General features: G+C 70.0%; 22 protein-coding genes. 14 read left to right on the top strand and 8 right to left on the bottom strand.

Features of this window, described 5'->3' with window-relative positions:
* Positions 1-48 precede the first annotated feature (48 nt).
* Positions 49-606, top strand: coding sequence for a CC0125/CC1285 family lipoprotein (locus ACIQC9_RS12220; RefSeq protein WP_400616220.1), 558 nt, complete (start codon positions 49-51; stop codon positions 604-606).
* A 36-nt stretch (positions 607-642) separates the two neighbouring features.
* Here the strand turns inward: ACIQC9_RS12220 and ACIQC9_RS12215 are convergent, their stop codons facing one another.
* The gene (locus ACIQC9_RS12215; RefSeq protein ID WP_400616217.1) at positions 643-1,383 is read right to left on the bottom strand and encodes a DUF6065 family protein; all 741 of its coding nucleotides are present in this window, start codon (positions 1,381-1,383) and stop codon (positions 643-645) included.
* 50 nt (positions 1,384-1,433) lie between these two features.
* On the opposite strand from ACIQC9_RS12215, the gene ACIQC9_RS12210 reads away from it, so the two are divergent.
* The 13 genes from ACIQC9_RS12210 (at position 1,434) to ACIQC9_RS12150 (ending at position 13,429) form a co-directional block, all read left to right on the top strand.
* Positions 1,434-1,961, top strand: a complete 528-nt coding sequence (locus ACIQC9_RS12210) for a prolyl-tRNA synthetase associated domain-containing protein (protein ID WP_400616215.1) — start codon at positions 1,434-1,436, stop codon at positions 1,959-1,961.
* 94 nt (positions 1,962-2,055) lie between these two features.
* A complete protein-coding gene (locus tag ACIQC9_RS12205) occupies positions 2,056-2,643 on the top strand; it encodes a nucleotidyltransferase family protein (RefSeq protein WP_400616213.1) in 588 nt (195 codons plus the stop codon).
* Between the two features lie 102 nt (positions 2,644-2,745).
* Positions 2,746-4,350, top strand: a complete 1,605-nt coding sequence (purH, locus tag ACIQC9_RS12200; protein WP_400616211.1) for a bifunctional phosphoribosylaminoimidazolecarboxamide formyltransferase/IMP cyclohydrolase — start codon at positions 2,746-2,748, stop codon at positions 4,348-4,350.
* Between the two features lie 41 nt (positions 4,351-4,391).
* Positions 4,392-5,147, top strand: coding sequence for a dienelactone hydrolase family protein (locus tag ACIQC9_RS12195; protein WP_400616208.1), 756 nt, complete (start codon positions 4,392-4,394; stop codon positions 5,145-5,147).
* Between the two features lie 18 nt (positions 5,148-5,165).
* Positions 5,166-6,065 carry a class I SAM-dependent methyltransferase gene (locus ACIQC9_RS12190; protein WP_400616206.1) on the top strand — a complete coding sequence of 300 codons (900 nt, stop codon included), beginning with the start codon at positions 5,166-5,168 and terminating at the stop codon, positions 6,063-6,065.
* Complete coding sequence (locus ACIQC9_RS12185) at positions 6,062-6,793, top strand: pseudouridine synthase (protein WP_400616204.1); 732 nt, start codon at positions 6,062-6,064, stop codon at positions 6,791-6,793. The genes ACIQC9_RS12190 and ACIQC9_RS12185 overlap by 4 nt, the downstream gene beginning before the upstream one ends.
* Before the next feature lie 51 nt (positions 6,794-6,844).
* On the top strand, positions 6,845-8,059 hold the full coding sequence (locus tag ACIQC9_RS12180) for an NAD(P)/FAD-dependent oxidoreductase (RefSeq protein ID WP_400616201.1): 1,215 nt from the start codon (positions 6,845-6,847) through the stop codon (positions 8,057-8,059).
* Between the two features lie 31 nt (positions 8,060-8,090).
* Complete coding sequence (locus ACIQC9_RS12175) at positions 8,091-8,741, top strand: phosphoribosylanthranilate isomerase (RefSeq protein WP_400616199.1); 651 nt, start codon at positions 8,091-8,093, stop codon at positions 8,739-8,741.
* 33 nt (positions 8,742-8,774) lie between these two features.
* Positions 8,775-9,989 carry a tryptophan synthase subunit beta gene (trpB, locus tag ACIQC9_RS12170; protein WP_400616196.1) on the top strand — a complete coding sequence of 405 codons (1,215 nt, stop codon included), beginning with the start codon at positions 8,775-8,777 and terminating at the stop codon, positions 9,987-9,989.
* 2 nt (positions 9,990-9,991) lie between these two features.
* The gene (locus ACIQC9_RS12165; protein ID WP_400616194.1) at positions 9,992-10,414 is read left to right on the top strand and encodes a hypothetical protein; all 423 of its coding nucleotides are present in this window, start codon (positions 9,992-9,994) and stop codon (positions 10,412-10,414) included.
* Complete coding sequence (trpA, locus tag ACIQC9_RS12160; protein ID WP_400616191.1) at positions 10,411-11,241, top strand: tryptophan synthase subunit alpha; 831 nt, start codon at positions 10,411-10,413, stop codon at positions 11,239-11,241. The genes ACIQC9_RS12165 and trpA overlap by 4 nt, the downstream gene beginning before the upstream one ends.
* A gap of 9 nt (positions 11,242-11,250) precedes the next feature.
* On the top strand, positions 11,251-12,144 hold the full coding sequence (locus tag ACIQC9_RS12155) for an acetyl-CoA carboxylase carboxyltransferase subunit beta (RefSeq protein ID WP_400616189.1): 894 nt from the start codon (positions 11,251-11,253) through the stop codon (positions 12,142-12,144).
* Between the two features lie 10 nt (positions 12,145-12,154).
* Positions 12,155-13,429, top strand: coding sequence for a bifunctional folylpolyglutamate synthase/dihydrofolate synthase (locus ACIQC9_RS12150; RefSeq protein WP_400616186.1), 1,275 nt, complete (start codon positions 12,155-12,157; stop codon positions 13,427-13,429).
* A gap of 50 nt (positions 13,430-13,479) precedes the next feature.
* Here ACIQC9_RS12150 and trxA read toward each other — a convergent pair whose 3' ends face one another.
* From trxA to ACIQC9_RS12115, 7 genes are all read right to left on the bottom strand, one after another.
* Positions 13,480-13,809: a thioredoxin gene (trxA, locus tag ACIQC9_RS12145; protein WP_400616183.1), complete on the bottom strand. Its 330-nt coding sequence runs from the start codon at positions 13,807-13,809 to the stop codon at positions 13,480-13,482.
* Between the two features lie 77 nt (positions 13,810-13,886).
* A complete protein-coding gene (gene addA, locus ACIQC9_RS12140; RefSeq protein ID WP_400616181.1) occupies positions 13,887-17,351 on the bottom strand; it encodes a double-strand break repair helicase AddA in 3,465 nt (1,154 codons plus the stop codon).
* Positions 17,348-20,341: a double-strand break repair protein AddB gene (gene addB, locus ACIQC9_RS12135; protein ID WP_400616179.1), complete on the bottom strand. Its 2,994-nt coding sequence runs from the start codon at positions 20,339-20,341 to the stop codon at positions 17,348-17,350. Before addB ends, addA begins: the two co-directional genes overlap by 4 nt.
* Positions 20,338-21,051 (bottom strand): N-acetylmuramate alpha-1-phosphate uridylyltransferase MurU, encoded by a 714-nt coding sequence (gene murU, locus ACIQC9_RS12130; protein ID WP_400616176.1) that lies wholly within the window; start codon positions 21,049-21,051, stop codon positions 20,338-20,340. The genes addB and murU overlap by 4 nt, the downstream gene beginning before the upstream one ends.
* Complete coding sequence (gene amgK, locus ACIQC9_RS12125; protein WP_400616174.1) at positions 21,048-22,136, bottom strand: N-acetylmuramate/N-acetylglucosamine kinase AmgK; 1,089 nt, start codon at positions 22,134-22,136, stop codon at positions 21,048-21,050. Before amgK ends, murU begins: the two co-directional genes overlap by 4 nt.
* Positions 22,129-22,587: a tRNA (adenosine(37)-N6)-threonylcarbamoyltransferase complex ATPase subunit type 1 TsaE gene (gene tsaE / locus ACIQC9_RS12120; protein WP_400616172.1), complete on the bottom strand. Its 459-nt coding sequence runs from the start codon at positions 22,585-22,587 to the stop codon at positions 22,129-22,131. The genes amgK and tsaE overlap by 8 nt, the downstream gene beginning before the upstream one ends.
* The gene (locus tag ACIQC9_RS12115; protein WP_400616170.1) at positions 22,584-23,438 is read right to left on the bottom strand and encodes a GNAT family N-acetyltransferase; all 855 of its coding nucleotides are present in this window, start codon (positions 23,436-23,438) and stop codon (positions 22,584-22,586) included. The genes tsaE and ACIQC9_RS12115 overlap by 4 nt, the downstream gene beginning before the upstream one ends.
* Positions 23,439-23,484 lie beyond the last annotated feature (46 nt).

Genomic DNA, 23,484 nt, shown 5'->3' with positions numbered 1-23,484 from the left:
CCCCGTTCACCCGCAAAGGCGCTTTCTGGAGCGTCAAGGAGAACACCGATGAAGACCCGCTTCTTCAAACCCGTGCTGATGGCGGCCACGGCGGCGCTTGCGTTGTCCGCTTGTGCGACGGCCACGCCCTATGGTCCCGCCGGCCCTGAAACCCGTTATGGCTATGCCGAACAGCGCGTCGACGCCGACCGATTCCGCGTCAGCTTCGCCGGCAACTCGGTCACCTCGCGCGAACAGGTCGAGATGAGCCTGCTGCTGCGCGCGGCCGAGCTGACGCTGGAAAGCGGCCACGACTGGTTTTCGACCGTGAACCGGGCGACCGACCGCGACGTGCGTTACGCCACCAGCCCCGACCCCTTCTATTATGACCGGTACAGCCCGTTCTGGGGTCCGTCGTGGCGCTACTATCGCCGCGGCCTGTGGAGCCCGTGGGGCCCGCGCTACGATCCGTTCGGCCGCGACTTCGACGTTCGCGAGATCGATCGCTTCGAGGCCTCGGCCGAGATCGTTCTGGGCAACGGCCGCAAGCCGTCGGAGGACCCGAACGCTTTCGACGCCCGCGAGGTGGTCCAGAACCTCGGACCCCGCGTCCCGCGCGCGATGTAATCAAAAGGCCCGTTGCTCCGGCGACGGGCCTTTTTTCTATCCGATCCGCGGCGACTTCAGACGGCGCTTGTTGCTGTGCGTCGCGGGCGCCGAGCCCAGATCCTCTGGCATTTCGCCCTTGAAGTAGAAGCGCTGCCACGCCTCCTTTGCCGCCTCGGGATCGCCCTTGGCCAGCCGCTGGTTGAAGCCGGTGCGTTCGCGGTTCCAGGCGTCGAACTGGCCCTTCATCGTCGGATTGGACTCCAGCGTCCGGATGACCGGATCGAACTGCTCGGCGCTGCGGTGCTGGATCGGGGTGATGAAGCAGAACGCCTCGCCCTTCTCGAAGTGGATGCGGCCCGGCCGCGTGAACAGCCAGTTCATCGTGAAGGGGAAGGGCAGCCAGTCGGTCTCGATCAGACCGGTCAACGGCTGGATGCCGTCCTTGATATGGTTCGGCGCGCCTGAGCACATCAAGCCCCAGCCCGGCGGGGTGCGGAACAGGTATTGCGGGTGCAGGGTCAGGACGCCGCGCGTGAAGTGCGAGGTGACGATGTGCTGCAGATTGGCCACCGGCCGGTCCGGCGTAATGACGATGTCCGCCTGGCTGGGCCCGCCGTTCCATTCGGCGGTGAAGCCGATCGGGCACAGGATCTCCCAGCCCGTGGTGTTGGCCATGTTCAACGGCAGGCAGCGATAGGGGTGACGCGAGGCGAAGACGTCCATCCAGTCCCGCGACTGGCGCCCCGGCACCATATCGCACGGCGTGTCCGACATCGGATAGCATTCCAATTCCACGGCCGCGCTCCAGCAGGTATCGAGGGACGTCTCCTCCCTAGCTGCGCCCGATGACCGAAGACAAGCCGCACACGCCCCTGTTCGACCGCGACCGTCTGCTGGCGTGGATGGTTGAGCGCGGCATCGACCAGACGACGCACGACCATCCGGCCGTCTTCCGCGTCGAGGAGGGGCTTGAGCTCAAGGCCGCGATGCCGGGCGCCCACACCAAGAACCTGTTCCTGAAGGACAAGAAGGGCCGGCTTTGGTTGATCTCCGCCCGTCAGGACACGGTGGTGGACCTGAAGCGCGCCGACAGATGGATCGGCTCGGCCCGGCTGTCCTTCGGAAACGAGACGCTGATGTACGAGACCCTGGGCGTGCGGTCGGGATCGGTGACGGCGCTGGCGTTGATCAACGATGTCGACCGTCAGGTGACCTTCGTGCTCGACAAGGCCCTGTGGGACGCGGACATCGTCAACTTCCACCCGCTGACCAACACGGCGACGACGGCGCTGGATCAGGCGGCGTTTCGCCGGTTCCTGTCGCTAGTCGGCCGCGAGCCGGTAATTCTCGATTTCAACGTCCTCACAGCCTGACAAATCGCGCCGGTCCGGTTCATTCGCGATTGGGTTGAGCGAATTTCCGTCCCCCGGACCTTCAAAGCAACGAGAATCTCGCTCTTATCTGCGGATGATCCGCGAACCGATTCTCTGCCTGCAGTCTAACCCCGAGCTCATGACCGTTCTGGCGGCGATCCGATCGTGCGCCCTGCCGCAGGGCGCCGTCTTCGCCGGCGCGGTCTACCAGACGATCTGGAACGGTCGCCTCGGGCTCGAGCCCACATACGGAGTTCGCGACTACGACGTCATGTATTTCGACGACGATCTGTCATGGGAGGCTGAGGATCGAGCTGACAAACAGCTGAAGACGTTTCTGCCACAGACACTGGCGGAAAAGGTCGAGGTCCGGAATCAAGCCCGGGTCCACCTCTGGTTTGGTCCACGGTTCGGCTACGACTATCCGGCGCTCGCGGACGCCGACGACGCCCTCAACCGGGCACTGGCGACCGTACATGCGGTGAATGTCCGATTGGGCGAAGACGACAGTTTACAGATCGCCGCGCCACTGGGATTCGACGATATAGACGCGATGATTTTCCGCGCGGGACCCGGCGGGGTCATCCCTGCCTTTGTCGAGATGAAAGCGCGCCATACGCTTGCGCGGTGGCCGCAGGCGACGTTCGACCCAAGGCCTTGGGAAGCCGCATTGCCGACTTGAGGGCGGCATTTGTCCCCTCACTATCGGTCCCCGGTTCTCTCCTTCCCCGGACAGTGCTAGAGCCCCGCGCGTCTCACCGACCTCCAGATCACGGACGCCGCCATGCCCGCCGCTCCCGACTTTCCCCCCGCGCCCGACCGCGTGGCACCAAAGCGCGCGCTGATCTCGCTGAGCGACAAGACGGGGCTGGAGGCGGCGGCCCGGGCGTTGCATGAGGCCGGGGTTGAACTGGTCTCGACCGGGGGCACCCGGGCGGCGATCGCCGGGTTCGGCCTGCCGGTGAAGGATGTGGCCGATCTGACCGGCTTCCCGGAGATGATGGACGGGCGGGTCAAGACCCTGCACCCGGTGGTGCACGGCGGCCTACTGGGCGTGCGCGACGAACCGAGCCATGCGGCGGCCATGACCGAGCACGGCATCGGCGGCATCGATATCGCCTGGATCGACCTCTATCCGTTCGAGCAGACCGTGGCGTCGGGCGGCGGTTTCGAGGCGGCGGTCGAGAACATCGATATCGGCGGCCCGGCCATGATCCGCTCGGCGTCGAAGAACCACGGCTATGTCGCCGTCTGCGTCGACAAGGACGCGGTGGATCAGGTGCTGGCGGCGCTGAAGGCCGACGGTGCGACCACTCTGGAACTGCGCAAACGCCTCGCCGCCCGCGCCTTCGCCCGCACCGCCGCCTATGACGCCGCCGTCGCGGCATGGTTCGCGGGGCAGGTCGGGGACGCCGCCCCGGCGCGCAAGACGATCAGCGGATCGCTGGCCCAGACCCTGCGCTATGGCGAGAACCCGCACCAGTCCGGAGCCTTCTACCGCACCTCCGAAGCCCGCCCGGGCGTGGCCAACGCCCGTCAGCTGCAGGGCAAGGAACTGGGCTACAACAATATCGCCGACGCCGACGCCGCCTATGAGCTGGTCGCCGAGTTCGACGGTCCGGCCTGCGTCATCGTCAAACACGCCAACCCCTGCGGCGTCGCTGTCGGAAACGATCTGGGCCAAGCCTATGCGCGGGCGCTGGAATGCGACGCCGTCTCGGCCTTCGGCGGGGTGATTGCGGTCAACCGGACGCTGACGGGCGCCGACGCGAAACTGATCACCGACATCTTCACCGAGGTCGTCATCGCGCCGGGTGCCGACGAGGAGGCCCAGGCCGTCTTCGCCGCCAAGAAGAACTTGCGCCTGTTGCTGACCGACGGCCTGCCCGATCCGCTGGCGTCGGGCGAGGTGTTCCGCTCGGTGGCCGGGGGATTCCTGGTGCAGGGCCGCGACCGCTCGCGCCTGACCGCCGCCGATCTGAAGATCGTCACGCGCCGCCAGCCGACGCCCACGGAGATCGAGGACATGCTGTTCGCCTTCACCGTGGCCAAACACGTCAAGTCCAACGCCATCGTCTACGCGAAGGACGGCCAGACCGCCGGCATCGGCGCCGGTCAGATGAATCGCCGTGACAGCGCCCGCATCGCCGCCATCCGGGCGCGGGAGGCGGGGGAAGCGAAGGGTCTGGCGCATTCGCTGGCGCAGGGTTCGGCCTGTGCATCCGAAGCGTTTTTCCCCTTCGCTGACGGCCTGCTGGAAGCGGTCGCGGCCGGCGCCACGGCAGTGATCCAGCCCGGCGGCTCGATCCGCGACGACGAGGTCATCGCCGCCGCCGACGAACAGGGCGTCGCCATGGCCTTCACCGGGGTGCGGGTGTTCCGGCACTGACCGCCGTTCCGGAAGTTTGCACGAACGGCTAAGGCTCGCTGATGGACACTCTCGCGCAGCGCTGGGCCCGGCTTGAGCCGCATACCGTCGTGGTCGGCCCCGACGACGATCGGCCCCGGCCGGCGGTGCTGCTGTTCCACGGCTGCGGCGGACTGCGGGGGCATCTGCCAAAGTATGCCGCGGCGGCGAAGGCGGCCGGGTGGCGGGCATTTATCGTCGATTCCTATGCGCCGCGCGGCTGGTCGCGCGAGTTCGCCATGATGACCGTCTGCACGGGTCTGGCTTTTCAGGGTTGGGAAAGGGCCGGCGACGTGCTGGCCACTCTGGACGGCGTGTCCCGGCGGCGGGACGTGGACGCCTCCAAGCTTGCGCTGGCGGGCTGGAGCCACGGCGGCTGGGGCATCATGGAGGCGATGAGCGCGGACCGGGCCCGGAGAGGGCTGGGCGTCGTCGATCCGGGAGGCGCATCACTGGACGGAGTGAAGGCGGTCTACCTGGCCTATCCCTACGTCGGCTTTCTGGCCCTGAACCGGATGCGGGCGTGGCGGCATTGTCCGAAGACGCTGGCGGTCGTGGCGCGCCGCGATCACCTGACCACCGTGCGCAACGCCGAGCGGATCAACGAGATGATGCGCGGCTGCGGCGCCGATGTGGAGACCTGGATCGCCGAGGGCACGCACAGTTTCGACGAACCGATGACTGCGCCGCCCATGCGCTATGACGAGACCCTGTCGACCGAGGCCATCCGCCGCTTCCGCGCCCTGCTGGAAGACACGGCGGTCGCGCCGCCGGTCTGAGACAGCTATAGCGCGGCCATGACGACACTTCTCTATGGCCGCCCTCCGGCGGTGTTCGACCCGCCCGGCGACGCTGCCCAGACCTCTCCGCTGATCCCGGGCTCGACCCCGCTTGAGAGTGTGGCCGAGGGTTCGGTCGACGCCATCATGGTCTATGCGCCGCCGGGCGTGCTGGAGCGGCGCTATACGCTGGCGCTGGCGCTGCGCGCGCTGAAGACCGGCGGCCGGCTGGACGTCATGGCGGCCAAGGACAAGGGCGGGTCCCGGCTGAACAAGGAACTTGAGGCGTTTGGCGTCGAGGTCGGCGAGAGCGCCAAGGCGCACCACCGGCGCTGCGTCGTACTGAAGCCGGCGACGACCACGGGGCTGGACGAGGCGATCGCAGCAGGCGCGCCGCGGATCGTTCCGGGGCTGGAGGCGTGGTCGCAGCCCGGCGTCTTCGCGTGGGACAGGATCGATCCGGGCTCGGCCCTTCTGGCCGCCCATCTGCCGCCGATGAAGGGCTCTGGCGCCGATCTGGGCTGCGGCTATGGCGCGCTGGCGACGGTGACCCTGCGCTCAGCACAGGTCACGGCTCTGAGATTGATCGATCTCGACCGGCGGGCCATCGAAGCGGCCAGGAAGAACGTCGCCGACGCCCGAGCCGCCTTCGAATGGGCTGATGTGCGCACGCTCGAGGCCGCGGGCGATCTTGAGTTCATCGTCACCAATCCGCCGTTCCATGACGGCGGGACCGAGGACAAGCGACTGGGGCAGGCCTTCATCCAGAAGGCGGCGGCGATGCTCAAGAAGGGCGGCGTGATGTGGCTGGTCGCCAACCGGCACCTGCCCTACGAGGCCGAGCTGAACGCCGCCTTCAGGCGGGTGCGGATGGTCGCGGACAAGGGCGGTTACAAGCTGTTCGAGGCCGTGAAATGAAGACTCCCACGGCCCGGGTCGACAAGCTTCTGGGCTCGCTGGGCTATGGCTCGCGTCAGGAAATGGCGCGGATGGGCAAGGCGGGCGGGATCGAGCTGGACGGCGTCGAGATCACCGATGTGTCGAAGCGGATCGCGGTGACGCCAAACCTGCCCGAACGCATGACGGTGGACGGCAGGCCGCTCGACCCGCCGCAGGGGATCGTCATCCTGCTGAACAAGCCGCTGGGCATGACCTGTTCACACAAGGAGGACGGGGCGCTGGTCTATGACGTGCTGCCGTCCCGCTGGCGTCGGCGGGACCCGGCGATCTCCACCATCGGCCGGCTGGACAAGGAAACGTCGGGCCTGCTGCTCATGACCGACGACGGCGATCTGCTGCACCGGGTGATCAGTCCGAAAAAGCATGTGGCCAAGGTCTATCGCGCCCGGCTGGCGCGGCCGCTGGCCGGGAATGAAGTCGCCCTGTTCGCCTCGGGCGAACTGATGCTGGAGGGCGACGACCGTCCGCTGAAACCCGCGGAACTGGAGGTCCTGTCGCCGACCGAGGCGCGGCTGTCGGTGACCGAGGGTCGCTATCACATGGTGCGTCGGATGTTCGCCGCTGTCGGCAATCACGTCGAGGCGCTGCACCGCGAGAGACTGGGCGGACTGGCTTTGCCTGCCGAATTGGCGCCGGGAGACTGGCGACTGCTGACTCCGGCGGAGATCGACCAGATCTTCGCCTGACGGAACCGCCAGCCGCCCTGTCCGCTATGGCTCCGCTTCAGGGATGGCGGCATGACGGGCGCGACGATCAAGAGAGACCTCCGGACCGGTCGTTCGCTGTGGGCCGACAGCCGGGGACTGGGCGTGCCGGTCCGTCCGCTGAAGGCTGCGGTCGCGGTTGATGTCGCCATCGTCGGCGCGGGGATCAGCGGCGCCTTCATGGCCCATGAGTTGAGCCGGGATCATTCGGTCGCGGTTCTGGATCGCCGTCCTCCGCTGATGGGCTCGACCATGGCCTCGACCGCCCTGCTGCAATGGGAGATCGACCTGCCACTGACCGCCCTGGCCGACCGGATCGGAATGGCGAAGGCGAAGCGGGCGTATCTGCGGTCGCGGGCGGCCGTGGATGCGCTGAAGCGGATCGTGGTCGATGAGGGCATCGTCTGCGGCCTGAAGGACAAGGACACCCTCTATCTCGCGGGCGATGAATATGGCCATCGCGCGCTTGAGGCGGAGGCCGAAGCCCGGGCCGCGATCGGGCTGGCGAGCATCTACGCCGGGCCCGCCGAACTGCGCGATCGCTTCGGCATCGACCGCACCGGCGCCATCGTCAGCCAAGGCTCGGCGAGCGGCGACCCCGCACGGCTGGCCGCAGGTCTGTTGCGCCGTGCGCAGACGAACGGCGCCAAGGTCTATTCCCGGGTCGAGGTGCTGGAAGCGGCGTCGGACCCGGAGGGCGTGACGCTGCTGACGGACGCCGGCCATGCGGTCCGGGCGAAGGCGGTGGTGTTCTGCTGCGGTTACGAGTTTCCGAAGGGCGTCCCGACGCCGGGGGCGAAGGTGATCTCGACCTGGGCCATGGCCTCGAAGCCGCGCCAGCGCTGTCCGGCCTGGCTGCGCGACACCCTCGTGTGGGAGGCGTCGGACCCCTACCTCTATTTCCGCATGGGCGGCGACGGGCGGTTGATTGTCGGCGGTGAGGACGAGCCGTCGCCGGACGCGCATGAGGACAAGGCGAAGCTGAAGCGCAAATGCGAGACCATCGCCGGCAAGCTGAAGCGCCTGCTGCCCGAGGTGGCGTTCGAGATCGACTACAGCTGGGCCGGCGCTTTCGGCGAGAGCGTGACGGGGCTTCCGAACATCGGCCCGGTTAAGGGCATGGACCATACATGGGCCGTCATGGGCTTCGGCGGCAACGGCATCACCTATTCTGTCATCGCCTCTCAAGTGGTTTCCGCAGCGATCCGCGGCGGCGTCGATCCGGACGCAGACCTGTACCGGCCTTGACCTGATCAGAGCGGGAGCGCAGGTCGCGGGAATGACCGAGGCCAAGATCTGCGGATTGACGACGCCGGATGCGGTGGACGCCGCCTTGGCGGGCGGGGCGGCATTCGTGGGCGCGGTGATGTTTCCGAAGAGTCCGCGTCATCTCGAGCCCATGCATGCCGCGACCCTGTTCGAACGGGCGCGCGGTCGGGCGAAGGTCGTGGCGGTGACGGTCGATGCGGACGACGCCCTGCTGACCGAGATCGCCCTGATCCTGAGGCCGGACCTCATTCAGCTGCACGGGTCCGAGACCGCGGCGCGGGCGGAGCAGGTGCGGACCCTGACCGGCGCCGGTATCATCAAGGCGCTGCCGATCCGGACCCATGAGGACTTTGCCGAGGCGGAGGCGTGGGAGCCGTTCGTCGATCACCTGATGTTCGACGCGAAGCCGCCTGCGGGGTCAGACCTGCCCGGCGGCGTCGGGGCGCGGTTCGACTGGGCCCTGCTGGCGGACCGGGCGTTCCGCAGGCCGTGGTTCGTCGCAGGCGGGCTGAACCCGGCCAACGTCGCGGAGGCGATGCGAATTTCTGGCGCACCGCTGGTCGACGTGTCCTCTGGCGTCGAAAGCGCGCCGGGTGTTAAGGAACCGGCGCTGATCGCGGCCTTTCTGAAGGCCGTGACGTCAGCGAGTCCGGCGGCCTGATTTCCGCCTCGCCTCCCCGCGAAGAGTGACACAGTGAACGCCATCCTGCCCAACAGCTACGCCTGGCCCGACGACGAGGGCCGTTTCGGTCCCTATGGCGGACGGTTCGTGGCCGAGACCCTGATGCCGCTGATCCACCAGCTGAACGACGCCTATGAGGCGGCGAAGGCGGATCCGTCGTTCCAGGCCGAACTGGACGGCTTCCTGACCGACTATGTCGGGCGCCCCAGCCCGCTTTACCTTGCGGAGCGCCTGACCGAGCACCACGGCGGGGCCGACATCTGGTTCAAGCGCGATGAGCTGAACCACACCGGCGCCCACAAGGTGAACAACTGTATGGGCCAGATCCTGCTGGCCATGCGGATGGGCAAGACCCGGATCATCGCCGAGACCGGCGCCGGCCAGCATGGCGTGGCGACGGCGACGGTCTGCGCCCGCTTCGGCCTGCCTTGTGTTGTTTACATGGGCGCCACCGACGTCGAGCGGCAGCAGCCAAACGTCTTCCGGATGAAGCTGTTGGGCGCCGAGGTCATTCCGGTGACCAGCGGCCGGGCGACTCTGAAGGACGCCATGAACGAGGCGATGCGGGACTGGGTGACCAATGTCGAGGACACCTATTACCTGATCGGCACCGCCGCCGGGCCCCACCCCTACCCCGCCATGGTGCGCGACTTTCAGTCGGTGATTGGCCGCGAGACCCGCGCCTCCATGCTGGCCCGCAAGGAAAAGCTGCCGGACGCCTGTGTGGCGGCGATCGGCGGCGGGTCGAACGCCATCGGCCTGTTCCACCCCTTCATCGAGGACGCCGGCGTACGGCTGATCGGCGTCGAGGCGGCGGGGCGTGGCCTCGACGGGCCAGACCATGCGGCCTCGATCCAGGGCGGTCGGCCCGGCGTGCTGCACGGAAACCGCACCTATCTGCTGCAGGACGACGACGGTCAGATCCTTGAAGGCCACTCAATCTCGGCCGGTCTCGATTATCCGGGCATCGGCCCCGAGCATGCGTGGCTGAAGGACATCGGCCGCGCCGAGTATCGCGCTGCGACGGACGCCGAGGCGCTGGAGGCGTTCCAGCTGTGCTCGAAACTTGAAGGCATCATCCCGGCGCTCGAACCCAGCCACGCGCTGGCCCGCGTGGGCGAGATCGCGCGTGAGGTCGGCAAGGGCGGAGACGTGGTGCTGAACATGTGCGGGCGGGGCGACAAGGACATCTTCGCCGTGGCGAAGCACCTCGGTGTGGAGATCTGATCATGGACCTTGCGATGCTTCTGGCTGTGGCCGGTCTGGCCCAGACGCCGGCGCCGGCCAAACTGCCCTTGCCGGTCGAGCTGCCCGCCGTGGCCAACGCCACCGCCGATCCGACCTGCGGGAACCGGCCTGCGCTGGCGGAGCGCGCGACCTGCGTGGTCAGCACCCAGGCCGGCGTCGAGGGCGTGCTGCAGGCCTATGAAGCGGTGTTCACGCCGCAAGGCTGGCTGGTCGCGGACGCCAGCGGCAATGTGGTGATCTATATGAAGCGCAAGCCCGAGGGCGGATGTGACGCCTTCCAGGTGCTGGCGTTCGCGGACGGCGAGATGGCGGCCCCCGCCGCCCCGGCCTATCTGGCCTTCGCCACCATTCCTCGGGATATCTGTCAGGCGGCCGATCCGAACGCGGCGGCGCCGGCCCAATGAGCACCGCCCGCATCGACGCCCGCTTCGCCGCGCTGAAGACCGAGGGTCGCGCCGGGTTCGTGACCTACGTCATGGCCGGCGATCCCACCCGCGCAGAGGCATTGGAAATCCTGCGCGGCTTGCCGGCCGCAGGGGCCGACATCATCGAGCTGGGCTTTCCCTTCTCGGACCCGATGGCCGAGGGGCCGCCGATCCAGCGCGCCGCGCTGCGGGGGCTGAAGGCCGGACTGACGCTGAAGGGCACGCTGGATCTGGTCCGTGAGTTCCGGACGGGGGATGCGGACACGCCGCTGATCCTGATGGGCTATCTCAATCCGATCGAGACCCACGGTTACGACGCCTTCGCGCGCGACGCGGCTGAAGCCGGGGTGGATGGCGTGATCGTCGTCGACTGCCCGCCGGAAGAGGCCGGGCCGCTGACGGACGCGCTGGACGCCAGCCAGCTGTCGCTGATCCGTCTGGCCACGCCGACGTCGGACGATGCGCGGCTGAAGGTCATCAGCGAGCGAACATCGGGCTTTGTCTATTACGTTTCGGTCGCGGGCGTGACCGGGGTGAAGGAGGCGCAGGCCGTCTCGGTCGCGCCCGCGGTGGAGCGCGTGCGCCTTGCCTCGGGCCTGCCGGTCGCGGTCGGCTTCGGGGTCAGGACGCCGGAGCGGGCGGCCGAGATCGCCCGGGTCGCGGACGCCGTCGTGGTCGGCTCGGCCCTCGTCGACGAGGTGGCCGCCGCGCTGGATGCGAACGAACCCGCCGCGCCGCGCGTTCTGGCCAGGGTGCGGAGCCTTGCCGATGCGGTCCGGGGTGCACGAACGAAAGAAACCGTCTAGATCGCCCCCATGGCCGACAAGAACAAACCCCAGCAGGAGAAGCGCGGCGGATGGCTGTCCCGCTTCGCCCCCGGTGTGCGCAAGATCGTCAACCGGCGCGACACGCCCGAGAATCTGTGGGTCAAGGACCCCGACACGGGCGAGATGCTGTACCGCTCCGATCTGGAGACGGCGCTCTGGGTCACGCCAGGCGGACGGCATATGCGCATCAACGCCGACCAGCGACTGCGTTACACCTTCGATGACGGCCAGTTCGAGCCGATCGAGACGCCGGACGTGCCCGAGGACCCGCTGAAGTTCTCCGACGGCAAGCCCTACAAGGACCGGCTGTCGGCGGCGCGCAAGGCGGCCGGGCGCAAGGACACCATGGCCATCGGCGTCGGCCTTGTCGGCGGGACCGAGACCGTGGTCATCGTTCAGGACTTCACCTTCATGGGCGGTTCGCTGGGTATGGCGGCGGGGGAGGCGTTCATCGCCGCCGCGCGTCAGGCCGTGGCGCGGGGTCTGCCCCTGGTCTGCTTCACCGCCGCCGGCGGCGCCCGGATGCAGGAGGGCGCGCTCAGCCTGATGCAGATGGCGCGCACGACCCTGGCCATTCAGGAGCTGAAGGCGGCCCAGCTGCCCTTCGTCGTCGTCCTGACCGATCCGACCACGGGCGGCGTCACGGCCAGCTACGCCATGCTGGGCGATGTGCATCTGGCCGAGCCGGGCGCCCTGATCGGGTTCGCCGGTCCGCGCGTCATCGAGGCGACGATCCGCGAAAAGCTGCCGCCGGGCTTCCAGCGCGCCGAGTACCTGCAGGAGAAGGGCATGGTCGATCGCGTGGTCGCCCGCGCCGAGCTGCCGGAGACCCTTGGCCGCATCCTGTCGATGCTGATGGGCGGGAAGCGCCGGGCGGCCTAGAACCGCGCCGATGGATCCGATCTCCGAACGGCTTCGCGCGCGGCACCCGCAGCGCATCGACCTTTCGCTGGGGCGGATGCGCGCGCTGTGCGCGGCGCTGGGCGATCCGCAGGACCGACTGCCGCCGGTGATCCATGTGGCCGGCACCAACGGCAAGGGCTCTACGGTGGCCTTCCTGCGCGCCATCGCCGAGGCGGCTGGGCTGAAGGTCCATGTCTACACCTCGCCCCACCTGGTGCGGTTCAATGAGCGCATCAGGCTGGCCGGGCGGCTGATCGAGGACGAGCCGCTGAACGCCATTCTGGACCGGATCGAGGCGGTTTCGGGCGAGGCCACGGTGTTTGAAAGCACAACCGCCGCCGCCTTCGTGGCCATGAGCGAGACCCCGGCCGATCTGGCGATCATCGAGGTCGGGCTGGGCGGGGTGCTGGACGCCACCAACGTGATTGCGCGGCCGCTGCTGAGCGTGATCACGCCGGTGGATCTGGATCACGCCGAATTCCTCGGCACGTCCCTGCGCGGGATTGCGGTGGAGAAGGCGGGTATCCTCAAGCCCGGCGCGCGGGGGTTGATCGCCCGACAGGCGCCAGAGGCCATGGACGCCATCGAGGCGGCGGCGACAGCGGTGGGCGCGCCGCTGACGGTCATGGGCGTCGATTTCGACGCCTGGGCCGAGCGGGGCGGTCTGGCGTATCAGGACCAGAGCCGGTTTCTGGACCTGCCGGCGCCCGCGCTGGCGGGGCCGCACCAGATCGCCAACGCCGGGCTGGCGGTCGCGGTGGCGCTGGAGCTCGATCTGCCGGAGCCCGCCATCGCCGAAGGGCTGAAGTCGGTCAGCTGGCCGGCGCGGATGCAGCGGCTGAAGGCGGGTCCCTATGCCGACACGGCGCAGGCGGCGGACGCGGAGTTGTGGCTCGACGGGGGGCACAATCCCCATGCCGCGCGCGCACTGGCCGAGGCCCTGCTGGAGCGGCAGGCGAAGGCGCCCCGGCCGCTGGCCCTGATCATCGGCATGCTGGGGAACAAGGACGCCGGGGGCTTCTTCGAGGCCCTGCGCGGGACCGGGGCGGCGGTCTTCACCGTGCCCTTCGACGGCGCCTGCGCCGAACCCGCTGCCTTGGCGGCGGTGGCGCAGGGGCACGGGCTGGGCGCGACGCCGTCAGCCTCGGTCCGGACCGCGCTGGATCAGGCCCTGAGGCTGGGCGCGGGCCGGGTGGTCATCTGCGGCTCGCTGTATCTGGCCGGCGAGGTTCTGGCCGCCGACCGGGCGACCTGGCCGGACTGAAAAACAAAACCGTCCGAAGCGTCCGATGCGTCCGGACCAGGCGGGCCGGATCAGGCCTTGATGCCGCTTTCGGCCAGCCATTCGACGATCTTGCCCTTTGGCATGGCGCCGACCTTCATCGAGGCCATCTGGCCGTCCTTGAACAGCATCAGGGTCGGAATGCCCTTCACGCCCAGTTTCGACGGGACCATGGGGCTGTCGTCGATGTTGACCTTGGCGATGGTGACCTGACCGCCCAGTTCGTCGGCGATCTGCTCGAGCGCCGGGCCAATCTGCTTGCAGGGACCGCACCACTCGGCCCAGAAGTCAACCAGCACGGGCTGGGAGGCCTTGAGCACGTCGGTTTCGAAGCTGTCGTCGGTGACCTTTACGGTGGCCATGGGTGTCTCCTTGGGGCCGGACATCGTGAACTGATTCCGCCCGTTCGGGTGAGATGTGGGGATGGTCGCCTCTCCGGTCAACGCGTGAGAAGAGCGGCGTCCATCAGGGCGTCCGGAACGGGCATCAAGGCAGGACCGTCGGTCCAGACCAGCGCCGCCTCGACCGTGCGTTCGGGGTAGGCTTGCCTCAATAGCGAGACATAGACCGCCAACTGCCGGATGTAGGCGGGATCGGCGTCCTCGACGCGTGCCGGGGCGGGCCGGTTCGTCTTGTAGTCGATGACCCGCACTTGATCGGCCGACACCACCAGACGGTCCATGCGGCCGGAGACCGAGACGCCCTGAACCTGACCGGTCACGGCGATCTCGGCGCGCGAGCCGGGGCCGAAGGCGTCGTCGAAGCGGGGGTCGTCGAGGATGAGGAAGGCGGCGGCGATCATCTCGGCGCGCTGACCGTCGTCCAGATCGCGCTCGCGGGACAGGATGCGTGCAGCCGCCTGCGCCCGGTCCGGCCCGGCGACCTCGGGCAGGCGTTCCAGCAGGCGGTGGATCAGGTCGCCGCGCCGGAACCGGCCGAGGCCTTCGGACCCGCGTGTCAGGGGCGACGGGGCGGGCATGCGATCGGCGCCGTCCGTGCGCGAGGGCGACAGGGCGCGGGCGCGGCTTTCGTCGGTCGGCGGAATCGTGAGCCATGCCGGTGATGCGACCTCGGCCGCCGCCGTCGCCTGCCGACGAGGATAGAGGGCCGGATCGGCCCCGAACCGGCGGAGCGGCCCGTGGGGGCCCTCGATCTGGCGTACGGCGTGGCCCAGCCCGGCGGCGGCCTCGGCCAGTGGACCCCACCAGGCGCGGACGCCGTCCAGCTTGCGATTGGAGGCCAGCCGTCCGCCGACGATCAGGCGATCCCGAGCGCGGGTCAGGCCGACATAGAGCAGCCTCAGCGACTCCTCCTCATTGCGCCGCTTGCGGGCCTCGCGCGCCACGGCCGAGGCGTCGCAGTCGCCCTTCGACGAGCCGCACCACAGGAAGCCGCCGTCGTCGGTCTCCAGCAGGGCGTCGCCCTTGGGCTCCTCAAAGATGGTGTCGGGCAGGATGACGATCGGCGCCTCCAGCCCCTTGGCCGAGTGGGCGGTCATGACCCGCACCTCGCCGCGCGGCTCGTCCATCTCGCGCTTCACCGTCTGGTCTAGACTGGCGACGGCATGGCAGAAGCGTTCGAGGTCGAGCACGCCGCGCCCCTCGGCGGCCAGCGCCTGATCGAGGAAGGCGTCCAGCGCGTCGGACGCCTCGGCGCCCAGCCGGGTCAGGAACCGCTGGCGCAGGGTCAGCCCGCGCGCGTCGGTCCGGTTCAGAAGCCCGGCGTACAAATCGAACGGCGGCGTCTCGCGGGCCGCGGCGCGGAAGCCGGCGATCAGCTGGACGGCGGCCGTCTCCGCCGGGCCCGTCGACGCCCTGAGCGCCCGCCACAGGGAGCCTTCGCGAGCGTGGGCGAGGGCATAGAGGTCGTCTTCGGATACGTCGCACAACGGGCTGCGCAGTACGCCCGCCAGCGTCAGATCGTCGTCCGGGAACAGGGCCGCGCGGCCCAGCGCTAGCAAGTCCATAAAGACGGGATGTTTCGACAGACGCAGCCGGTCCGCCCCGGCGACCGGCACGCCGCCCTGTTTCAGCGCGCGCAGGATCTCCTCGAACATCGGGCCGCGCTTTTTGACGAGGATCAGCACGTCGCCCCAGTCGGCGGCGCGCCACGCCCGACCGTCCTTGTCGTGCACGCCCTCGCCGCGCTCGACGAGCCCGCGCACCTCGGCGACGATCCGTTCAGCCACCCGGCGGCGGGCGCCCCGGGCGGTGTCGGCGTCCATCGGCTCGTCCCACGCGCGACGGTCCTCGGCGGGCTGTTCCTGTTCAGCGGGCCAGATGTCGATCGTGCCGGGTCCGTCGTCGCGCGCCGCCCTGTGGCTGACCACGGCGTCGATACGGTCGCCGACCAGTCCCCGGCCGGGGCTGAGGGCGCCCGCGCGGTCCGCGTCGAGGAAGACCTGATCGACGAAGGCCAGAACCTCCGGCGTCGAGCGCCATGAGCGCAGCAGTTCGACACTTTCGAACCGCCTCCGCACCCCCTCGACAACTTGCCGATAGCTCTGGCTTTCAAACAGCAGCCGTTCCGGCGCGGCGCCCTGGAACGAGAAGATCGACTGTTTCTCGTCGCCCACCACGAAGACCGTGCGCTCGACCCCGTCGCCGCGTGCGCCCTCGCCCCGGAAGAATTCGTCGGTCAGGGCGCGGACGATGCCCCACTGCTCGGGCGAGGTGTCCTGCGCCTCGTCGACCAGAATATGATCGACGCCGCCGTCCAGTTTGTAGAGCACCCAGCGCGCGCCGGCCGCCTCGTCGGTGAGCAGGCGCAGGGCGGCGCTGATCAGGTCGGCGAAGTCCAGCGTGCCGCGCCGGGTCTTGGCGGCGTCGTATTCCTCGGCGTAGGCCGAGGCGAGCGTCAGGGCGTGCAGGGTGTCCCAGGCGACGCGGCAGGCGCGGGCGCGGGCGACGGCTTCCGCCAGCCTGTCCTGCTCCTGTGACAGCCATTCCAGCGTCGCCGGTCCGACCGCTTTCGTGCCCATCCGCGCCTTGGGCGATCCGTCGCCGCCCGCGGTGAAGAAGATGGCCTTCACCGCCTGCACCGGGCGATCGCCGTTCTGGACCGCCTCGGCGACGGCCTGCAGTTTCAGGCCCAGAGGCTGGTCGGTCTTTTCGTTGCCAAGCGTCAACGCGCCTGCGGCGGCGAACCATTCGGCCGGATCCAGCGCGGGGGGCGAGACGGCGGCGGTCTCGATCGCATCCGGGTCTTCCAGCGCGTCCACGCCGGCCAGAGCCGCGACCCGCGACACCAGCGTCGACGCGCCGCCGTCTGCGGCGACCCATGCGGCGAGCGCGGCCCGGCGCTCCTCGAAGCGGACGAACATGGCCTCGAAGGCCTGGAAGTCGAGCTTGCCGGCCATGACGGCATAGGCAGTCGACAGGCCGGGATCGTCCGCCAGCGAGCGCTCGGCGACGCGGGCGCGGGCCCGGGCGCGCAGGGTTTCGGCCTCGACATCGTCGACCACGCGGAACAGGGGCGAGACGCCGGCCTCGACCGGGAAGCGGCGCAGCAACTGTTCGCAGAAGGCGTGGATGGTCTGGATTTTCAGTCCGCCGGGCGTCTCCAGCGCGCGGGCGAACAGGGCGCGGGCGCGCGACAGGGCCTCGGCGTCGTAGGTCGTCGGATTGCGCTCCTCCAGCCGGCCGAGCTCGTCGCGCAGCCAGCCGTCGTCGGCCACGGCCCATCGGCCCAGCCGCTCGTACAGTCGGCGCTGCATCTCGGCGGCGGCGGCCTTGGTGAAGGTCAGGCACAGAACGGCGTCGGGCCGCGAGCCGCCCAGCAGCAGACGAGCCACGCGAGACACCAGCGTCGTCGTCTTGCCCGCCCCGGCGTTGGCCATGACGAAGGCGTTGACCGACGGGTCGGCGGCGACGGCCTGGGGGTCGCGGGGGGCGATATCGGTCATTCGCCCTCCTCCTCGCCGGAGGTCGACCATTCGGCGACGCGGGCCAGATGATCGTAGTCGGAGACGGATCGCTGGGCGAAGGCGGGCGCGGTGCGCGAGGCATAGGCCCGCTCGAGCCGTCGGTAGTCGCGCACCCGTTCGATCAGGCCGTCCATCGCGGCGTCGGTGGTGGCGCTAGCACCCTCCTCGCCGGCGCGATCCTCGATGCGGGCGGGCGGCTCGCGTCCCGTGACCGAAACATAGAGCAGCTCATGCGGCTCGCCGGCGCCCTCAGGACCGAAACCTCCGGCGCAGGCGATGGCGGCGGTCAGCGGCAGCTGGGACGAGAAGCCGGTCTCGACCTGCTTGGCCGTCGGGGCCGAGCCGGTCTTGAAATCGATCACGGACAGGCGGCCGTCCGTGACCTCGATCCGGTCGGCCTTGGCGGTCAGGACGAAGGGTTCGCCGTCGATGTCGATGGCCAGTTCCGCCGAGCGTTCCAGCAGCACGCGGCGGCTGGTCGACCGCCGCGCGGCCTCCCACTCGACGACCCAGCGGCCGGCGTTGAGGCCCAGCACCCGCTCTCGCGCCAGCGCCGCCTGCGGCATGCCGGCGTCCAGCAGGGCGGTCATGTAGAGATCGGCGAAGCGCTCGACTCCACCAGCCGCGCCGTCGGTCTCCCACGCGTCGCCGAAGCGGTGCAAGGCGTCGTGGATGGCCGTGCCGCGGATGCGGGCGTCAACCGCCTCGTCCGGGCGCGCCATCTCGAACAGCTTGAGGATGAAGCGGGCGTAGGTGGCGTAGGGGTCGCGCACCCATTCCTCGACCCGGGTGACCGACATCCGCTTCGGCCGGGCCTCGACGGGCGGCCTGGGCGCAGGACGGCGGGCGGGACGCAGGGTCGGCGGCGGGGCGGGGTCGGCGGCGTCCAGACGGGCAGCCCATGTCGCGGCCTCAGGGCGGCCCGGCAGTTCGCGTCCGGCGCCGCGTACGAGCGTGTCCAGCCGCCACAGCCAGCGCGACTTGACCGATGGCTGGCCGCCGCGCCGCTCGGCATGCAGCAGGACGACCTCGGGCGCGCAGGCGGCCTGGGCGAAGTCATGGGCCGACAGTCCGATGCGCCGCTCGGGCGAGGGCAGACCCAGCGTCTGGCGCATGGGACGGGACAGGAAGGGATCGATCGCCCCGCCGCGCGGCCAGACGCCCTCCTCCAGTCCGGCGAGGATCATGCGATCCGCGCGGACCAGCCGGGCTTCGATGGCCCCGAGGATGCGCAGGCGGGGATGCACGTCGCCGCCCGTGCGGATCACCTCCTGATCCATCAGGCGGCGCAGCAGTTCGGCGAAGGCGGCGCCGTCCAGCGGTTCGGCGGCGGCGCCCTCCTCGATCAGGCCGGACAGCAGGCGAGACGCCGCCTCCCCCTCGGGGCCGCGCCATGCCGCCACGCCCTCGCCGGCCAGCCGCTCGATCGCCTCGGCCAGGGCGCGGGCGGCGACGTCAACGCTCCGGGGCTCGTCGCCGGAGAGCATCGGCGACAGCGCTTCTTCCAGCCGGGTCAGCAGATTTTCGGCCTCAGGCTGCGGGCGTTTGGCGCCGGTCAGCCGGCGGCGGACCGCGTCGAAATTCTCGGGACGGGGACCGCGCAGGCCGTGCTGCTCAAGCGCATCGCGGGTCGAGGCGAAGGCGGCGGGTTCGAGGTCGAGCGTCGTCGTCGGATGTTTGAGGATGGCCAGAAGGGGACTGGCGCCGAAGCCGCCCGCGAGATTGGCGACCAGCCCCATCAGCACCCCGATCGAACTGCGCGACAGGGGCTCGCCGGCAGAGGAGTCCGCCGCCAGACCCCAGCGACGCAAGCGCGCCTGCACCCGCCGCGCCAGATCCAGGTCGGGGGTGACGAGGGCGCAGGTCTGGCCGGGCGTCTCGACCGCCTCGCGCATCAGCAGGGCGGCGAGGGCGGCGGTGGCGTCTTCCGTGCGGCCGGTCAGGACGGTCAGGCCCGCGAGGCCCTCGCCGACCGGATCGTCGCCCGAGGCCTGCATGGCGTCGATGGCGCGGCGCCAGTCGGCGGTGGCGAGGGGCGGCTTCAGGGCCTCGGCGATCAACCGGCGTCGGCCGCGTCCGGCGCGGGTCTGGTCGGACGTCTCACGGATAGGCCAGAGGGCGACGTCGGCGCGGGCGACGCCGTGACGGGTCAGCAGGGCCTTGAGCGCGCCCTGCGGATGCTGGTCGCCGACCTCGCCCCAGGCCGCCTCGTCCAGATCGAGGTCGAGGCCGGGCAGGATGACGGCGCCGCGCGGGGCGCGGGCGACGGCGCCCAGCACGGCGGCGGCGGCCGGAACGGTGCCGGTGGAGCCGGCGGCGAAGACGGGGTGTTGGGGCGGCCGCTCGGTCCAGCTTTCGGCCAGACGTTTCAGCAGGGCGATACGACGCGCCTGCGGGTCGATCAGGCCGAGCTCGGTCAGACGCTGCGGCCACGCCTCTACGGCGATGGACAGGAAGTCGGCCGAGTCCTGCCAGTGCCGCGCCATGTCAGCCTCGGCCAGATCGCGGATGCGGTCGGTCCCCGTGACCTCCTCGATCTGGCAGGAGTCCAGGAAGGCGGCGAGGCTCTCGGCCATCTCCAGCGCGATCAGGGGCGAGACGGGTTCGCGGCGGTGGGCGTCGATCATGCGGGCCAGTTCGAATCGGCGGCGCAGGGGCGAGATGGCGGGCGGCAGGTCGAGGTCCAGCTCGCCGGGGGCGAACGGCGGCTCGTCCTCTTCCAGATCGCCGAGGGGCCGGATCTGGGGCAGCAGGACCGTGCGGCCCCGCGCGTGCCGGTTCAGCCCGTCGATGAACGCTCGTGCCGCGCGGCGGTTGGGCAGCAGGACGACAGCGTCGGACAGGGCCTCAGGCGGCTCGTCGCCCAGCCAGGCCAGCAGGCCCTCCGCCAGATCGTCGAGAAACGGCCGATGGGCCTCGACCGCGTACCAGCGCGGTGCGGACGTCGCGAAGGGATCGAACCCGCTCATGTCTCTCCGGTGAGGCGGGCCTCGGACTGATCCCGTGCAACGGGGTCGCCGACGTGCATCCAGTCGCCGTCCAGCACGCAGCCGAACAACCGGCCCTCGGCTGCCGACTTCCGCCACAGGGTCGCCAGCGAGAACGGGCCGTCGGGCCCATCCGCGACATAGTCCGGCCGGGTGATGTGCAGACCCATGTAGCTGTACGGCGCGCTCGGGGCGTCGCCGCGGAAGGTCAGGCGGCCGTCGCCCGCGAGGAAAAAGTCTCCGTCGCCCTCGAAGCCGATGGAGCCTTCGCGGCGGGCGAGCAGAAGGGCGGCGTCCATCCGCTCCGGGTCCCACAGGCGGGACAGGTCGCCGATGGCGTCGCCGCGGTCGATCCAGACGCTGTCGATATTGGCGACGTATACGGGGTCATCGCCCAGCAGAGGGCGGGCCTTCTTCAGCCCGCCGCCGGTCTCCAGCAATTTCTCGCGCTCGTCGGAAATGACGATGGCCGGGCGTGCCCGGCCGGCGAGATGGCCTTCGAGCCGGTCCGCGAACCAGTGGACGTTGACCACGGCCCGCTCCACGCCCGCCTCGGCCAGCCGGTCCAGCACGTGGTCGATCAGGGCCCTGCCGCCGACCTCGACCAGCGCCTTGGGCCGGTCGTCGGTCAGGGGGCGCATGCGGGTGCCGAGGCCGGCGGCGAGCACCATGGCGGTCTTCGGCATGCTCATCGGCGGTGGTCCTCCGGCACATGGCGATCGAACCAGCCGCGAACCGTCTCCAGCCCGGGCTTGGTCAGATTGGCGTTCAGATGGGCCCACATGCGAGGCATGAAGGCCCGGTAGCGGGGCTTGCCATCGCGCACGATCAGCCGGGCGAATATGCCCAGAATCCGCGCCTCGTTCAGCGCCGCCAGACCGGCGTAGTCGCGCATGAAATCGACCCGGTCGAGCCCGGGGCGGAGGGTGAAATAGTGGTCCAGCGCCTGCCGCTCCAGTTCCGGCGAAACGTCCCGGCGCGCGTCCTGCAACAGCGAGTGCAGGTCCCAGCCAGGGTGCGCCCGGACCGCGTCCTGAAAGTCGATCAGGCCGACGCTCTCGGCTCCCGACAGGCCGGTCCGGCGGATCAGGTTCTCGGCGTGATAGTCGCGGTGCGCTATGACCGAGGCCCCCGCCGCGCCGCGCGCGACGATCGGCGCCCAGGCCTCATGCCATTCCGCAACGGCTGCGTCGTCGAAGGTCAGGGCCGTATCGAGCTGCGGCATCCAGTCGACGAACAGATCGGCCCCGCCCTGCAGGGCGGTCTCGTCATAGGCCTGCAGCGCCCAGTCGCCGGCCGGGCCCGCGAGCACGTCGGGCGTCTCGGCGTCATGCAGGCGCGCCAGCACCTCGACGGCGGCGAGATAGAGGGGCGCCTCGGCCTCGCCGCGCTCGATCACGCGAGCGAACAGGTCGTCGCCGAAGTCCTCGAGCACCGCGAGCCCGGCCGGGGCGTCGAGCGCCACGATTTCGGGCGCCGACAGGCCGAGCGCGCGCAGGTGAGCGGCGACCGCGGCGAAGGCCTCGATCCGGCCGGCGGACAGGCGGGCGGTGGCGTTCCAGCCCTCGGCCTTGCGCCGTTCGGGCGACCATGAGGGATCGGCGGGCGGGCTCTCGGCGCTGGCGGGCTGGTCCATCAACATCAGGGACTGACCGCTGGAGGTCGTCAACCGCTCGTAGCGGCGCGTCGAGGCGTCGCCGGGCAGGGGCGCGCGGGCGGCGTCGGCCAGACCGGCCGACTTGAGGAATTCCAGACGCTGCTGTTCGCGGTCAGACATGAAGGTCCTTGAGCTTGTCTTCCCAGACCCCGGTCCCTGACAGGGTCGCGATCCGGCCGTCGCCGCTTTCGGTGAGGGTCACGGTCAGCCGGTCCGGCCCCAGCCAGACAGACGGATCGTCGCCCAGCCGTTCCGGCCACTCTAGGATGGCGCAGCCCTCGTCCAGCGCCTCATCCAGCCCGATCTCGGAGGCCTCTTCCGGCCGGGTCAGGCGGTAGAGATCGAAGTGGGCTACCGGCGGCGTGCTCTCGTAGAACTGGACCAGGGTGAAGGTCGGTGACGGCACGTCCTCGTCCGGCCGGGTCAGGGCGCGGATCAGGCCCCGCGCCAGTGTCGACTTGCCCATGCCCAGCGGGCCGTAAAGCAGCACGGCCTCGCCCGCTTTGAGGCGCGGCGCGATGGCGGCCCCCAGCCGGGTGGTGGCGTCGGCGTCGGACAGCTCCAGCCTCATGCGAAATCGGCGTCCGGCTGGCTGGGCAGGACCCGCTCGGTGAAGGCCTTGAGCGCATAGGTCGCCCGGGCCGCGTCGATATCCAGCCGCGATGGCGGGATCGGCTTGCCGATCTTCAGATGGAAGGGCTTGCGGCGCTTGTTCAGCAGCTCGTGGAACAGGGTGATGTCCCTGAGCTCCTGCGACACCCGGTCGAACAGGTGGAACAGGCGCGAATAGGGGCCAGACACATGGATCGGCACCACGGGCGCATTGTACTTCCGGGCCAGAGAGGCCGCCGTCGGCGCCCACTCCGGGTCTATGACCGATCCGTCCTTGCCCACCCGGGCCAGTCGGCCGGCCGGGAACATGACCACGCAGCGCTCGGCCTCGAAGGCGGCGCGGGCGGCTTCCAGCGTGGCGCGGGTCTTTTCGCGGGTGCGTTTCTCGGTGACCCATTCGACGGGGATGATGGCCTCGCCGAGCCGGGGCGAGACCCGCACGGCGTCAGCGTTGGCGAAGAAAACGGCGTCGGCCCGGCGGGCGCGGACGGCGTCGAACACGGCGATCCCGTCGGCGATGCCGGTCGGGTGGTTGGCCACGATGATGCAGCGTCCGTGAGCGGGGATCCGGTCGGGGTTCAGCACCGACACCTTCAGGTCCAGCAGGTCGCTCATATAGTCCAGCGCCTCGGCGCCCGACATCGGCTGCACCGCGTCGGCCATGCGGCGCGCGGCCCCGTAGTTCAGCAGCTTGTAGAGCACCGGACGAACCAGCGGCCAGGCGGCGGACGCCGTCAGACGCGGCGCGCGCTCGGCGATCAGCACGTCGCAGATGTGCGGCTCCGGAACGGCGGGCGAGGCGGCGGTCATCGTGGCGGTTGTCGCCGCTCGCGCGCGTCACGGCAAGCGCGATCAC

Origin of the sequence: Brevundimonas sp. NPDC092305 (assembly GCF_044755415.1) — a bacterium.
GTDB lineage: Bacteria > Pseudomonadota > Alphaproteobacteria > Caulobacterales > Caulobacteraceae > Brevundimonas.
This window is presented reverse-complemented; position numbering and strand designations above follow the sequence as displayed.

Coding starts and splice junctions, on each gene's coding strand:
- ACIQC9_RS12220 (WP_400616220.1), top strand. CDS start 49: ATGAAGACCCGCTTCTTCAAACCCGTGCTGATGGCGGCCACGGCGGCG.
- ACIQC9_RS12210 (WP_400616215.1), top strand. CDS start 1,434: ATGACCGAAGACAAGCCGCACACGCCCCTGTTCGACCGCGACCGTCTG.
- ACIQC9_RS12205 (WP_400616213.1), top strand. CDS start 2,056: ATGATCCGCGAACCGATTCTCTGCCTGCAGTCTAACCCCGAGCTCATG.
- purH (WP_400616211.1), top strand. CDS start 2,746: ATGCCCGCCGCTCCCGACTTTCCCCCCGCGCCCGACCGCGTGGCACCA.
- ACIQC9_RS12195 (WP_400616208.1), top strand. CDS start 4,392: ATGGACACTCTCGCGCAGCGCTGGGCCCGGCTTGAGCCGCATACCGTC.
- ACIQC9_RS12190 (WP_400616206.1), top strand. CDS start 5,166: ATGACGACACTTCTCTATGGCCGCCCTCCGGCGGTGTTCGACCCGCCC.
- ACIQC9_RS12185 (WP_400616204.1), top strand. CDS start 6,062: ATGAAGACTCCCACGGCCCGGGTCGACAAGCTTCTGGGCTCGCTGGGC.
- ACIQC9_RS12180 (WP_400616201.1), top strand. CDS start 6,845: ATGACGGGCGCGACGATCAAGAGAGACCTCCGGACCGGTCGTTCGCTG.
- ACIQC9_RS12175 (WP_400616199.1), top strand. CDS start 8,091: ATGACCGAGGCCAAGATCTGCGGATTGACGACGCCGGATGCGGTGGAC.
- ACIQC9_RS12165 (WP_400616194.1), top strand. CDS start 9,992: ATGGACCTTGCGATGCTTCTGGCTGTGGCCGGTCTGGCCCAGACGCCG.
- trpA (WP_400616191.1), top strand. CDS start 10,411: ATGAGCACCGCCCGCATCGACGCCCGCTTCGCCGCGCTGAAGACCGAG.
- ACIQC9_RS12155 (WP_400616189.1), top strand. CDS start 11,251: ATGGCCGACAAGAACAAACCCCAGCAGGAGAAGCGCGGCGGATGGCTG.
- ACIQC9_RS12150 (WP_400616186.1), top strand. CDS start 12,155: ATGGATCCGATCTCCGAACGGCTTCGCGCGCGGCACCCGCAGCGCATC.
- trxA (WP_400616183.1), bottom strand. CDS start 13,809: ATGGCCACCGTAAAGGTCACCGACGACAGCTTCGAAACCGACGTGCTC.
- addA (WP_400616181.1), bottom strand. CDS start 17,351: ATGACCGATATCGCCCCCCGCGACCCCCAGGCCGTCGCCGCCGACCCG.
- addB (WP_400616179.1), bottom strand. CDS start 20,341: ATGAGCGGGTTCGATCCCTTCGCGACGTCCGCACCGCGCTGGTACGCG.
- murU (WP_400616176.1), bottom strand. CDS start 21,051: ATGAGCATGCCGAAGACCGCCATGGTGCTCGCCGCCGGCCTCGGCACC.
- amgK (WP_400616174.1), bottom strand. CDS start 22,136: ATGTCTGACCGCGAACAGCAGCGTCTGGAATTCCTCAAGTCGGCCGGT.
- tsaE (WP_400616172.1), bottom strand. CDS start 22,587: ATGAGGCTGGAGCTGTCCGACGCCGACGCCACCACCCGGCTGGGGGCC.
- ACIQC9_RS12115 (WP_400616170.1), bottom strand. CDS start 23,438: ATGACCGCCGCCTCGCCCGCCGTTCCGGAGCCGCACATCTGCGACGTG.